Origin of the sequence: Cohnella abietis (assembly GCF_004295585.1) — a bacterium.
GTDB classification, from domain to species: domain Bacteria; phylum Bacillota; class Bacilli; order Paenibacillales; family Paenibacillaceae; genus Cohnella; species Cohnella abietis.
In genome coordinates this window covers 3,820,940-3,834,381 of sequence record NZ_AP019400.1, presented here as the reverse complement: position 1 = coordinate 3,834,381, position 13,442 = coordinate 3,820,940, and the positions used below count along the sequence as shown (strand labels likewise).

Below are 13,442 nucleotides of genomic sequence, written 5' to 3'. Positions count from 1 at the left end.
ATTAAGATTATACATAATATCTCATTCCCAGCAAATAGCTTTCTGTTGTCCATGTCATTCTAAGTTCCAAATGAATTTATAGTATAATGGTTAATACTATATAGGATGACAACAGGGGAAGAGGATACAAAATGCCTACAATACTGGTTGCAGACGACGATGTGAACATTCGTGAACTCGTCTGTTTGTTTTTGCGCAATGACGGATTCGAAACAGTAGAAGCCGCGGATGGCAAAGAAGCACTGGCCGTCTATGCCTCGACGCAGGTCGATCTAGTCGTGCTTGATATTATGATGCCGATTATGGATGGTTGGACGTTATGTAAGGAGCTCCGGAGAAGTGATCCTGATCTTCCGTTACTTATGCTGACTGCGAGAGGCGAAACTTGGGAGAAAGTGAAAGGCTTCCAGCTTGGAGCGGATGATTATTTGACGAAACCATTCGATCCGTTGGAACTGACGGTTCGCGTTAGGGCTTTACTGAAGCGATATAAGATAGGCTCCACGCAGATGATTCGGTTAGGAAATGTCACTCTTGATCGTCAGATATACAAGGTGGTTAGAGGGTTGGAGTCGTTCACGCTGCCGCTCAAGGAGTTTGAATTGCTGTACAAGCTCGCTGGAACACCCGGACAAATTTATACGCGTGAGCAGCTGATCGATCAGATTTGGGGAATCGATTACGCTGGTGATGATCGAACGATAGATGTACATATTAAGCGCCTGCGCGAACGGTTCGCGACTACACCGGATTTTCGAATCGAAACAGTGCGTGGGCTTGGCTACCGGCTTGAGGTACACGAATGATTAAATCTTTATATACACGCGTAGTTATGACCTTTCTTGTCTCCGTTATCGGAGGTACTGTCATTGCTTTTTTCGTAACAAATTGGATGTATAAAGAGAAATTTAACGAAAACCTACAAGTTCTCTTACTTGACTTTGGCCAGGATATCGTGCAAATTTACGAGAAATTACCGATAGATGAAGCGGACTCGTTCCTAAGTGGGGTAAAGCAGCTCAATTCCTATCACATTCGAATTTACGATGAGACAGGTCAGTTCCAGTCTTACGGAAAACTAAACGGACACCGTACTGCTACTGTGACGATGGAACAAGTCAAGAAAGTGCTAGATGGACAGCTTGTTCAAGTCAATTCTAAGAATATTGCTACTATCCTTTTAGGGCTGCCGTTGGAAACTGAAAAGGGAACGAAAGCGATGTTTGTGGAGCCGCTCGCTCCACCGTCCACTTCTTTTGTGAAATATTGGATATTAACCTTTTTGGTCTATTCCTTAGTAACAGGAAGCCTATTTGTTCTCGTTGCCTCCATTTTTCTAGTAAGACCAATTAAAAAGCTGACAAAAGCGACTAGGCGTATAGCAGCCGGAGATTTCAACGTGAAGCTGAATATTAAGCAAACGGGTGAGCTAGGTACTTTGGCTCGCAGCTTCGAAGAAATGATGCACGATCTGCAGCAGCTAGAGCAGATGCGAAGGGATTTCGTAACGAACGTCTCGCACGAGGTTCAATCGCCGCTCACCTCGATATCCGGTTATGCAATGGCGCTCAAGCAAGAAGGCATCGCAGTTAATGAGCGAAATCGTTATCTCGATATTATCATTACTGAAGCAGGGCGAATGTCCAAGATGAGCGATAGTCTGCTAAAGCTAAGCTTGCTTGAATCACAGTCACAGCAGCTGCGGCTGGTCACGCTTAGACTAGATGAACAGATAAGGCGAGTAATCGTCGCTATCCAGCCGCAATGGTCGGCTCGGAACATTCATTTTGAGCTGAGTTTGAAGGCAGTTACGCTAACGGCTGATCATGATCAGCTGAATCAGGTATGGACCAATATAATCGGTAATAGCATTAAATTTTCCAAGGATGGTGGCATTATTAACGTCAGCATCAAACAAGATATGAAAAATGTGACAGTCCGCATATCCGACGCAGGCATTGGGATTTCTCTAGAGGATCAGAAGCGTATATTTGATCGGTTTTTTAAGGCCGACCGCTCTCACAGTCGTAAATACGAAGGTAGCGGTATGGGACTAGCTATCGTCAAACAGATCGTATCACTTCATCAAGGTGACATTCGTGTGGAAAGCGAGCCGGGTCGAGGAACAACTTTCATTGTCATCTTGCCATTAACAATGCCGACAGAATAATTGGATTGTTGCCGTAGCATTTTGTAGCATTTTTTCTCCTGTTCATATTCAGTTCATATTGGCGTCATGAGGAGTACATCTTCGTCGTGTAAGCTTTCCTTAGCGGCACATTAAGGTAGCCCAATAAACCGATGAGGACAGGAGAAGATATAATGAAACTTAGAGAGATAATGAAATGGAAGAAGAGCACGACGACACCAGGTAAAGAACCAAAACCATTGTGGAAAAAAATACTTTCATTTTTACTCAAAGCATTAATAGCATTAATTATATTGATAGTGGTTTTTCTTGGGGTTGTTTATATCGTTAATAAAGTTAGCAGCAAATCAGAGCTAGGAAAAATTCAATCCTATGGTCAGCTTGTACCTGTAGATGGGAAAAAGATGAATGTGTTGATTCAAGGAGAGGGAGAAGAAACAATCGTACTGCTTCCAGGCTTTGGAACATCAGCGCCAGCGCTTGATTTTAAGCTGCTAATAGATGAGCTATCCCCATTTTACAAAGTAGTCGCGGTTGAGCCTTTTGGTTACGGATTAAGTGATGCAACCGACAAGGAAAGAAACACTGCTAATATTGTAAGTGAAGTCCATGAAGCACTACAGAGTCTTAATATTGACCGCTACATTCTAATGGGTCACTCTATTGCAGGCATATATGGAATAGATTATGTGAATAAATATGAAAATGAAGTGAGTGCATTTGTCGGGATCGATAGCAGTGTTCCAACGCAAGGCGGTATGGATGTTGAGTTTCCACTAGGAGCCTTTAAGCTACTCAAAAATTCAGGTTTAGGCAGATTAATGGTGAAAATGAGTGCAGACCCCTATGATGGACTAGCATTTGATGATGCAACAAAAAAACAAATGAGAATGCTAACTCTCAAAAACTCGTATAGTCCTACGACCTTGAATGAAATGAAAAACATTTATCCTAATTTTGTGGCAGCAAGAAGCTTATCCTTCCCCAATAATCTTCCTCTTATGTTCTTTATACAAGAGAACAATACAGGTGTTAAAGGTTGGATACCGTTGCATGAAGAGCAAATCAAAGATTCTGTATTTGGTAAAGTGATGACATTAGAAGGAGATCATTACTTGCACCATACCAAATACAAAGAAATCGCTGAGAACTTTAGAATGTATATGGAAGAAGCGAAAAAGACAAGTAGATGATAGACTTCAATTAAAGGTTTCAATGTAAAGAAGGAAGTTCAGGTGGACGAATCACCCGAGCTTCCTTTTTCTGATTTTATTAAAAATTCTATGATTGTGAAGAAGCTGTTAGAGTGCGAATCTCGCTTAAAGCTTGCTCATAATAAGGTTCATCACGATAATGCTCGCTGAAAATATCCTCGAACCGACTAATATCCGTACGGTAACGATTAGCGATAATGCCTCTAAACCAAGGTAGGATATAGCTGTATAGAGCCCTCATTTTTTCCTCACGTACATTGTCTTCCGTCAGACCTTTGCCAATAAAGTGGCTTAAAATCGACTGGTAGCTGCGAATGACGACCTCACCAAAATTGTAACCACTCGGTTGATTTCCTTCAAAATGAAACATGCTCCAGTTTACGACACAAAATTTAGGGTTTTTCGTCAATATGGCGTATTGAAGATACATTTGGTTAAAGGAGGAATCAAGGAATAGGTCGGGCTGCTCGACTTGCTCCAGATCCTCTTTGCGCAAAATCATGCCTGAAATGAATGTCGACATAATAGCAGTGGAGGAGAGAAACGCTTGCGCACCTTCGGCCGTATACACCCGACGGTCATTGTTATGGGTGTGAATATGAATAATCCCACAATCAGAATGGTTTCTCACTACATCGATAAGCGGCATCAGCGTGCCTTCCACACAATAATCGTCATCACCTTGCATCTTAATGAACGTTCCTTGTGCTAGTCGCATGACGTGATAAATATTGCGGTCAGCCCCTATATTCTCGCTATTGCGTGAATATTTTACGAAGGGATACCGAGCTGCATAGCGTCTTACAACCTCAGGTGTATCGTCTGTCGAGGCGTTGTCTGAAACAAGCACCTCCACCGGTGTACCAGTCTTTATTTGGGTTAATATCGAATGCAGGCAGCGGTCTAAATTGGCCGAGCGATTGTAAGTCGGAATGCAGATCGAGAGTAGGGGAGGGGGCTGTTTTAGGGTGAATAGAGGAGTAGGGTAATTAGTTTTTTTGCCCACATCGACCCATTTGTCCAAGACCGGCTCGTATATTTGAACGATTTGAGCGGGCGCGCCACCCACGATACATTGCTCGGGCACATCTTGTTCGACAACGCTACCGGGCAGTACGATACTGCCTCGACCTATGCGGATATGACCGACAATAACAGAGTTAGCACCAATACGGACCCCTTCCTCAATACATACTACACCTGAGGTTTCAATGATTGATTGGGCTGTTATGGGTTTTCCGACTTGACGATACTCATGATCCGTATCTGAAATAAATACTCGGGATTCGATTATGACATCACGTTTGAGCTCAATCCGATTTAAAGCAGATATAATTAGCCCCTCATCGCATGTACAGCCATCGCCAATAATAATCTTCGGCTTTGATCCAACTCCTGGCGCAATAATATTGAGCCAATAATATCCATGAATCGACACATCGCTTCCGATGGATATTTCCTCTGGATAATAGAATTGTCCCCCGACATCCAGATATGACGCTTTCCCATATTGATAAAAGGTAGAAGCGATTTGCGGATCTATGGATTCCGACATGCCTGTGCTCCTTTCTATTTATAAGATCGTCACCCTAACATTAGACGAAGATTGAATTTGGCGTCATGCCGATTATATGGGATATCATAAACAGTTATTCGAAATATGGCTTTAGACTGTTTATTATTTGTCACGCTGGCTGGATACTCGGAGGTTTTTTTGTATTGTCGACTAAGGTCATGTTTGTCGAAATAACGCTGAATTTAAGTGAATTACCAAGATAGAGTCGTAGCAATTTTACTCATAAGATAAAATTATCCCTTTATGATCGAAAAGTGATCTTACCATTATTTACTATCATTATATAATCAAGTTGTTAAGACTCAACCACTCTAGGAGGTCCACTATTTATGAAGAAAAGTCATCTGCTTATTCCGCTTAGCATGGTACTTCTGGCGACCACAGCACTTAGTTCAGTAGGCGCAGCAGAGAAAAGCGTTACCTTGGTTGTTAGACACACGCAATTGGGTGAGTCGAAGCAACAACGTCTCAACATACTTAATGATGTATTGAAGAGAGTCAAAAAAGAGGTTTCAGGAGTCGACTTTAAGCTAGACGGCGTTGATTCCGACGTAAACCGGAAAGAGAAATTACGTTCGGAAATGGCAACAGATTCTGCTCCGGCAATTTTCGATCTATTCGGTGGAGCCGATACGAAGCTGTATGCTTCTGAAGATAAGCTTCTGGATCTGACACCGATCATTAAAGAGCTTGGCTTAACTAGTAAATTTATTTCTTTGGGCGAATTTACGGTTGATGGTAAAGTATACGGTCTTCCAATCGGCGGTTTCCAAGAAGGTTATTTCTACAGCAAGCCTTACTTTGAAGCAAACAAGCTGCAAATTCCAAAAACGATAGACGAGCTTGAGAAATTGGCCGCTACCATTAAGAAGAAAGGTCAAACACCTTTTGCACAAGGCTCCAAGCAAGCATGGGTACCGTTGATGACAGCAAATACATTGTGGTCCCGTTATGCAGGTCCAGATATTACTTACGGATTCGCAACCGGCAAAACCAAGTGGAATAGCGCTGAAATGGTCGCAGCTTTCGACAAGTACCAAGATTGGGTTAAGAAAGGCTACTTCAAAAAAGGTGAGCTTGGTCTAGAGTACGCTGAACAACGCAACCAACTCATTCGTGGCGAAGCAGTTATGATGTACGATGGATCTTGGGCTTCAAGTGTATTCGGAGATACTAAACAAGCTGGTAAATTGACTAATAAAGTTGGATATTTCCCAATGCCTAAAGCAACCAATGGAAAAGGCAGCCAAACAGCAGTAAACGGCGGCTTCTCTAACGGTTATGGTTTCTCAGCAAAAGTTAAAAAGGATCCAAAACAATTAGCAGCCGTTAAATCCTTCATTAAGAACCTGTATAACGATGAAATGCAAATTCGTGGACTTGAAGCTGATGGCGTATTGCCTTCTATGAAAGTAGATAGCGCGAAGCTTGCAAAGGCTAAAGTTTCTGACCTAGTAAAAGAAATAATTGCTGTAGGTAACAAAGCAAGCGGTGCATTCCCGGCGTTCGATGCTCTGGTTCAACCAGATGTGAACACGGCGATTAGCGACGGCATTCAAAAATTAATCGGCGGGAAAACGACGGCTAAGAAAATGCTTGATGCCGTTCAGAAAGTTCAAGCAGAAGCAAACGATAACGATGAGTAAATAACGCAATGTTAGATGAGTAGTGGAGTTGAGAAGTACCACCCGCCTAAGAGTGGGTGGTACTTTTTAATAAGAATGTTCAGATGAGTACAAGTCAGACTTCACGGAGGTAACGATGAATAAAGCATTGCGAAACCCTATGACATATGTGTTTTTTATGTTGCCCATCCTCGTGCTCTATATCTTATTTTTCATTTATCCGATGATCGATGCTTTCGCCAAAGGCTTTACGAAATGGAACGGCATTGGAACGCCAAAATTTAATGGCTTGAAAAACTTTGATAAAGCATTTTCGGATGAAAACTTTTGGAATTCCGTTAAAAACAATAGTTATTTCATTTTGTTCTCGGTTTTCGTTCAAGTACCGATCATCGTGTTTTTCTCTTTATTGATCAGCAATGTCAAAAAACTTAAGGGATTATACAAAACAGCCGTATTTATCCCCGCAGTTATGTCAACTGCAGTCGTCGGTATATTGTGGAGCTTCATCTACGAGCCTGATATCGGCTTGTTTAATGTAATTCTAACGAAAATAGGTATTAATCCGGTAATGTGGTTATCCGATACGAATTGGGCCATGGTGTCCATTTTGATTACGAATGCCTGGCAGTGGACGGGATTTTACATTGTCATGGTTCTTGCCGCAATCCTATCGATTCCGAAGGAAATCGATGAAGCCGCTGTAATCGATGGGGCTAACGGTTTCCAACGAGCGATCAGTATTACGATGCCTCTTATCATGCCTATTATTTCCGTTGTTATTATGCTCTCCATCGCAGGAGCGATGAAAGCAGCAGACATTGTTATCGTCATGACCAAAGGCGGTCCAGGGGGCGCAACGGATGTTATGGCCACCTACATGCTCAAATACGGAATTACGAACGCGAAATATGGATACGGCAACTCAATCGCTGTGCTGATTTTCATTTTCACTCTTATTATTACGGCAATTTATCAGTTATTGATTGCTAGAAGAAACGAAAGGGTCGAATACTAATGATGATAAGATCGATGAAAAAAAGTGTCAGTCATATTATTTTACTTGCCTACTTGATCGCGATTCTTTACCCATTCCTGTTCGTGCTCTTCTCGTCAGTAAAGTCGGATAATCAGGAGATTGCGAGTAATCCATTTGGACTTCCGTCTTCGTTTCATTTTGAGAATTATCACGAGGCATGGGTAAATGCGAAAATTAGCACGTACTTTATTAATAGCTTGTATATTGCAACCCTTTGCTCCATCGCGACCATCCTTATTTCATCGCTGGCAGCATTCGCTATTACAAGGATGCGTTATTTGAAAATCAGTAAGGGATTGTATCAGTTTATACTGATCGGCATGCTTATTCCGGGTAATGCCTTGCTGTTGCCTGTTTACATTTTGTTGAAAGACGCGAATATTCTTGGCACCCATCTTGCGCTAATCATTCCCTATACCGCCGGAGCCATTCCGTTTACGGTTATTATTTTATCGGCGTTCATGCGCTCAATTCCGAGTGAGCTTGAAGAAGCCTCTGTTATGGATGGCTTGAGTGCAAAGGGAATATTCTGGCGAATTATTTTACCCATTACTGTTCCAGCATTGGTTACCGTGTTTATCGTAAACTTCATCGGTAATTGGAATGAATTTCTGATGGCTAATTACTTCATTTCCACTGATGAATTAAGAACATTGCCTGTCGGAATGGTCGGTTTCCGCGATACTTATAATACGAATTATGCTCAAATGTCAGCTGGGATTGTATACAGTATCGTTCCTGTCATGATTATTTATGGAGTTCTACAAAAACAAATTATTGAAGGTTTAACCGCAGGAAGTGTTAAAGGCTGATCTCCTAAGCAGACATTCGAGTTAATGAAGTCTCTGTAATTCACCTTGGGAATGGAGAAAGTTGATTGGCGTTAATTGCCGATCAGCTTTTTTTACGTTAATAATGAGCTGTAATGGAGGATAATAAAGGGTATAAGGTTGTAATTCTTGAATTAATAATGCAGTATAACTACATGAATTAATTTACTGGAGGCGAAAATTATGAAGGTGGAAATTTGGTCAGATTATGTATGTCCATTCTGTTATATAGGAAAAAGAAAGTTTGAGATCGCACTTGAGCGATTTGCTCATAAAGAGCAAATTGAGACTGTATACCGCAGCTTCGAGCTTGATCCCGGTGCAGATCCGCATTCAGGCATAAGCACTGCCAGCGTGCTGGCATCCAAATATGGAATGAGCATGGAGCAGGCGCAAGCGTCAGCTCTTAATCTCACGCAGCAAGCGTCAGCTGTTGGCCTAACGTTTCATTTTGAAAAGACTGTTTTAACTAATACTTTCGATGCGCACAGAGTTGTCCATTTTGCTGCTGAACAGGGCAAGAACAAGGAGCTGTCTGAACGTTTGTTCAAGGCTTATTTCACGGAAGGAGAAAATATAGGCCATCGTGATCGCTTGGCCGTGCTGGCTGCCGAAGTTGGGCTCGATGCTGTAAAGGTCGCAGAAGTGCTGGAATCTACCTCATTCAAAGATTCGGTTCGCGGAGAAGAGCAGGAGGGAAGTGCACTCGGTATTAAAGGTGTTCCCTTCTACGTCATTGATCGCAAGTATGCCGTTTCTGGCGCACAATCACCAGAGGTGTTTCTAGAAACGTTGAACAAAGCTTGGAGTGAGAAGCACCCTACATTTATACAAGTGAATGACGGGGATAATGATGCATCATGCACGGATGGATATTGCGCGCCAGACGCCCCTAAATCCTGAATAACCTGCATCGCTTGAGTTTAATGTACAAAATTCCAACCCGCGTACAACGCGGGTTTTTCATATTATGGGTATAATAGCTGACTGACAGTTTTCATTTAGAGTTTGAAAATGTTGTTGACATGACACCAAATGGTGACCTATTATAAAAGGGACACTAAATGGTGTCTGATTAGAAGTTCTCGCCTCTTAGGCTACGTATGGAGAGCCGTATACTTTCAGGAACTGGTGAAATTAACGGCTGTCCCTTGGTAATAATATTTTAGGAGAGGGTGTTGTGAACGAAAACAACCAGCTGCGGGATGCGTTTGACGCGATTGCAGATCCAACGAGGCGCCAACTGATTCGTCTGTTAGCAGAGGCAGACGAGATACCGCTTCACGAGTTAACGGCACAGTTCCAAATGGGCCGTACAGCGGTATCAAAGCATTTGACAATTCTTAAAGAGGCCGGAATGGTGCTTGACCGAAAAGTCGGCAGAGAAACGCGATTTAGGCTAAATGCCGCTCCACTAAGAGAAATTCAAGATTGGGTAGCTTTCTACAGCAAATACTGGAGTACAAATATGTTGCGTTTGAACCAACTATTCGAGGAGGAAGAACAATGAGTTTAGCATTATCAATGGATTTTCAGTATACGACATCGATCGAGAAGGCTTGGTCTGCTTTAACCGATTCAGGCAAGTTAGCAAAATGGATTACGGAAAATGATTTTAAACCCGTCGTGGGACATCGTTTTCAGTTTCGCCATCAGGCGTCCGAATATTGGGATGGAATCGTTGACGGCGAAGTGCTTATTGTGGAAGCACCAAACCGGTTGTCCTATTCTTGGGCTACCGGAAACGAGAAGCACACGGTCACTTGGACACTACAGGATTTAGGGGATGGAAAGGTTAATCTTCATCTCGATCAAACAGGATTCTCCAATCCTCAAGGACTCGAAGGCGCTAGATATGGCTGGGGTAATTGGTTCGGCGGGTTTGAGAAGGTTTTGGAACAATAATGGCATTCGAACTATAATATCATCTTCCCCAGTGCTTGTTTATTGGTTATGATAGTCCTGATAAACCCGAGCGCACATAAACCGGCTGCATATCGTTTGCAGCCGGTTTATGTCTACTTCTTTGAAAGTTCTTGTCGTTATGGGCCAAGCTTGCACTAATTCATATGAATAAACCTAGTATATGTTGAAATTAACACGATTGGATGGGTGCTAAGCATGAGTGAATCAAATCAGGAATATATCGTCATCTCGGGAGCGAGGGAAAATAATCTCAAAAACGTATCTTTGCGCATTCCTAAGCGGAAGATCACGATCTTCACCGGGGTATCCGGTTCCGGCAAGTCATCGATCGTCTTCGATACGATAGCCGCAGAATCCACTCGATTGCTGAATGAAAATTTCAGCATGTTTGTGCGCAATTTCTTACCTCGCGTTCCGCAACCGGCTGCGGATGCGATTGAGAACTTGAGCATGGCCGTCATCGTGGATCAGAAACGACTGGGCGGCGGTTCCCATTCCACGATGGGTACGATTACCGATATTTCTCCTATTCTCCGGCTTCTTTTTTCCAGAGTAGGTCAACCCCATGTCGGCTCAGTGAACCTATTCTCGTTCAATGATCCACAAGGTATGTGTCCCGAGTGCAACGGACTCGGCCGCAGGTTGGGTGTCGATATGGGCAAAGCGATTGACATGTCGAAGTCACTAAACGAAGGGGCTATCTTGCTGCCCGGTTATGCGCCGAACGGCTGGGAGTGGAATATGGTTGTACAGTCGGGTTCCTTTGATCTCGATAAGAAGCTGAGTGATTATTCGAACGAAGAGCTCGAGCAGCTGCTGTACGCCAAGGCGAGGAAAGTGGAAATGGATTTCGCCGGGAAGACCATGAATATTACGGTGGAAGGTATCATCGAGAAATTCACGAACAAGTACATCAAGCAGGACGTGAAGGCGAAGTCCGACCGTACGCAACAAACCGTTGCGCCGTTCATGACCGAGGGCCCTTGCTCCAGCTGCCACGGCGCGAGACTCAGTCAGGTCGCGCTAGGCTGCAAGATCAACGGACGCAACATCGCTGAGCTCTCTTCCATGGAGGTAGGCCAGCTCATCCGGGTCGTACGAGAGATCGACGATCCCTTCGCCGCTCCGGTCGTCAAATCGCTGACGGAACGGCTGCAGCATTTGGTAGATATCGGGCTGGAATACTTAACGCTGGACCGTGAGACGGATACGTTATCCGGCGGTGAATCACAGCGCGTCAAAATGGTGAAGCACCTGAGCGGCAGTCTGGTGGATGTTACGTACATTTTTGATGAGCCGAGTGTCGGCTTGCATCCCCGTGATGTTCATCGGTTGAATGAACTGCTTCGGAAGCTGCGCGATAAGGGCAATACCGTGATCGTCGTTGAGCATGATCCCGATGTTATTAAGTTGGCGGATCATATCGTCGACGTTGGGCCTCACGCCGGTAGTCACGGCGGTACAATTGTATACGAAGGAAGCTACGAAGGCTTGTTGGAGTCGGGTACGCTGACAGGCAACCATATGAAGCGGCTGCTACAGATAAAACGCGATTTCAGGAACCCGTCAGGCAAGCTCTCCATACAGGATGCCTCGCTTAATAACTTGCGGAACGTTAGCGTAGATATTCCAACCGGCGTGCTAACAGTCGTGACGGGCGTCGCTGGCTCGGGCAAGAGTACGCTCATTAACGACGTATTCCTCGGACAGCATTCGGATGCGATCGTCATCGACCAATCGGCTATAGGTGTGTCCACGCGCTCTAATCCCGCGACCTACACAGGCATTATGGACGATGTGCGCAAGGCGTTCGCTTCCGCGAACAAGGTCAACCAAGGCTTGTTTAGTTTCAACTCGAAGGGGGCTTGCGAGAACTGCCAAGGCCAAGGCGTCATCTCTATTGACCTTTCTTTCCTAGACAGTGTAGAGCTACCATGCGAAGTATGCGGAGGCAGACGGTTCAAGGAAGAAGTGTTAGCCTACAAGCTGAACGGCAAATCCATCGCGGATGTGTTGGAGATGACCGTGGAGCAGGCATTGGAGTTTTTCAAGCTCAAAGAGGTCGTACGCAAGCTTCAATCGATGAGCGACGTGGGGCTAAACTATATTACGCTTGGCCAGCCGATGAGTACACTGTCGGGCGGCGAATGCCAGCGCATAAAGTTGGCAAGCGAATTGCATAAGAAGGGCAGCATCTACGTCATGGACGAGCCGACGACAGGTTTGCATATGTCGGATATTGGTCACCTTGTGGAGATCATGAACCGACTCGTGGATGCCGGGAATACGGTGATCGTCATCGAGCACAATCTCGAGGTGATCAGCCAGGCGGATTGGATTATCGATATGGGACCGGATGGAGGCAGCAAGGGCGGCCAGGTGGTGTTCGAGGGTGCACCTACGCATATCATCCAAGCGGAGAAGTCGATCACAGGAAAATACTTGACGTAATAAATGGAAATAAAAGCAACTTCCTGCCTCTAGATATCGTCTTATTGATAAGCTGATTTCATTATCAATATTAAGGGGGATGCAAGTGTTTAAGAAGGTTTACATCTTTTGCATTGCCCTGATTCTAGTTGGGTGCTCGATGGGAAATAAGGTATCAGATGTATACCTAGAAGAAACGGACCCAGGGGAAGCTGCGAAAGCACTACAGCCTAAGTATATCGATGAGAGTAAATATGAAGGCGATGAATTGGGGATCGTAAAGGCTTTGAATCTTTATATGAAAGCACTTTACGAGAAGGATTATGATGCATTAAATGCTCTGATGCCAAAAGATAACGAGAAGATAACAAGTAAGCTTTCAAAGTATTTTATAAGCTTCGATAGATTAGACTTCACCGTAAAACCTGACCCAACACCGCCGGAGGATGTTAAGCCTGTTGTTGTGGAGTTTAAAACAAAGATCTATGACCATAAGGAAGAGATGGAAGAGGATAAACAATTATTCCTATTCCGCTTAGAGGATGGATTATGGAAATTAGTTGCAATAGCAGATTGGTGGTAAAGCAATAACGTGAAAATGGTCGATCAGGAACTTGTTCCTGATCGACCATTTTTTATATTCATACGCTCGC

12 protein-coding genes are annotated in these 13,442 nt (G+C 43.9%); 11 read left to right on the top strand and 1 reads right to left on the bottom strand.

Annotated features, from left to right (window positions below; translation table 11 throughout):
• The first annotated feature begins 131 nt into the window (after positions 1 to 131).
• From KCTCHS21_RS16640 to KCTCHS21_RS16630, 3 genes are all read left to right on the top strand, one after another.
• Entirely contained in the window at positions 132 to 806 is a 675-nt protein-coding gene (locus KCTCHS21_RS16640) for a response regulator transcription factor (protein ID WP_130610592.1), read from the top strand.
• On the top strand, positions 803 to 2,170 hold the full coding sequence (locus tag KCTCHS21_RS16635) for a sensor histidine kinase (RefSeq protein ID WP_130610589.1): 1,368 nt from the start codon (positions 803 to 805) through the stop codon (positions 2,168 to 2,170). Before KCTCHS21_RS16640 ends, KCTCHS21_RS16635 begins: the two co-directional genes overlap by 4 nt.
• 170 nt (positions 2,171 to 2,340) lie before the next feature.
• Positions 2,341 to 3,342, top strand: coding sequence for an alpha/beta fold hydrolase (locus KCTCHS21_RS16630; RefSeq protein ID WP_232058248.1), 1,002 nt, complete (start codon positions 2,341 to 2,343; stop codon positions 3,340 to 3,342).
• 88 nt (positions 3,343 to 3,430) lie between these two features.
• Here the strand turns inward: KCTCHS21_RS16630 and KCTCHS21_RS16625 are convergent, their stop codons facing one another.
• Positions 3,431 to 4,918, bottom strand: coding sequence for a glycosyltransferase (locus tag KCTCHS21_RS16625; RefSeq protein ID WP_130610583.1), 1,488 nt, complete (start codon positions 4,916 to 4,918; stop codon positions 3,431 to 3,433).
• Between the two features lie 350 nt (positions 4,919 to 5,268).
• On the opposite strand from KCTCHS21_RS16625, the gene KCTCHS21_RS16620 reads away from it, so the two are divergent.
• The 8 genes from KCTCHS21_RS16620 (at position 5,269) to KCTCHS21_RS16585 (ending at position 13,372) form a co-directional block, all read left to right on the top strand.
• Positions 5,269 to 6,585: an ABC transporter substrate-binding protein gene (locus KCTCHS21_RS16620; RefSeq protein ID WP_130610580.1), complete on the top strand. Its 1,317-nt coding sequence runs from the start codon at positions 5,269 to 5,271 to the stop codon at positions 6,583 to 6,585.
• A gap of 115 nt (positions 6,586 to 6,700) precedes the next feature.
• Complete coding sequence (locus tag KCTCHS21_RS16615) at positions 6,701 to 7,582, top strand: carbohydrate ABC transporter permease (protein WP_130610578.1); 882 nt, start codon at positions 6,701 to 6,703, stop codon at positions 7,580 to 7,582.
• A gap of 2 nt (positions 7,583 to 7,584) precedes the next feature.
• Complete coding sequence (locus tag KCTCHS21_RS16610; protein WP_179952697.1) at positions 7,585 to 8,415, top strand: carbohydrate ABC transporter permease; 831 nt, start codon at positions 7,585 to 7,587, stop codon at positions 8,413 to 8,415.
• Between the two features lie 201 nt (positions 8,416 to 8,616).
• On the top strand, positions 8,617 to 9,336 hold the full coding sequence (locus tag KCTCHS21_RS16605) for a DsbA family oxidoreductase (RefSeq protein WP_130610575.1): 720 nt from the start codon (positions 8,617 to 8,619) through the stop codon (positions 9,334 to 9,336).
• A 277-nt stretch (positions 9,337 to 9,613) separates the two neighbouring features.
• On the top strand, positions 9,614 to 9,943 hold the full coding sequence (locus KCTCHS21_RS16600; RefSeq protein WP_130610572.1) for an ArsR/SmtB family transcription factor: 330 nt from the start codon (positions 9,614 to 9,616) through the stop codon (positions 9,941 to 9,943).
• Positions 9,940 to 10,338 carry an SRPBCC family protein gene (locus KCTCHS21_RS16595; protein WP_130610568.1) on the top strand — a complete coding sequence of 133 codons (399 nt, stop codon included), beginning with the start codon at positions 9,940 to 9,942 and terminating at the stop codon, positions 10,336 to 10,338. The genes KCTCHS21_RS16600 and KCTCHS21_RS16595 overlap by 4 nt, the downstream gene beginning before the upstream one ends.
• Before the next feature lie 216 nt (positions 10,339 to 10,554).
• Positions 10,555 to 12,810 (top strand): ATP-binding cassette domain-containing protein, encoded by a 2,256-nt coding sequence (locus KCTCHS21_RS16590; protein WP_130610565.1) that lies wholly within the window; start codon positions 10,555 to 10,557, stop codon positions 12,808 to 12,810.
• An 85-nt stretch (positions 12,811 to 12,895) separates the two neighbouring features.
• Complete coding sequence (locus KCTCHS21_RS16585; RefSeq protein ID WP_130610562.1) at positions 12,896 to 13,372, top strand: hypothetical protein; 477 nt, start codon at positions 12,896 to 12,898, stop codon at positions 13,370 to 13,372.
• Positions 13,373 to 13,442 lie beyond the last annotated feature (70 nt).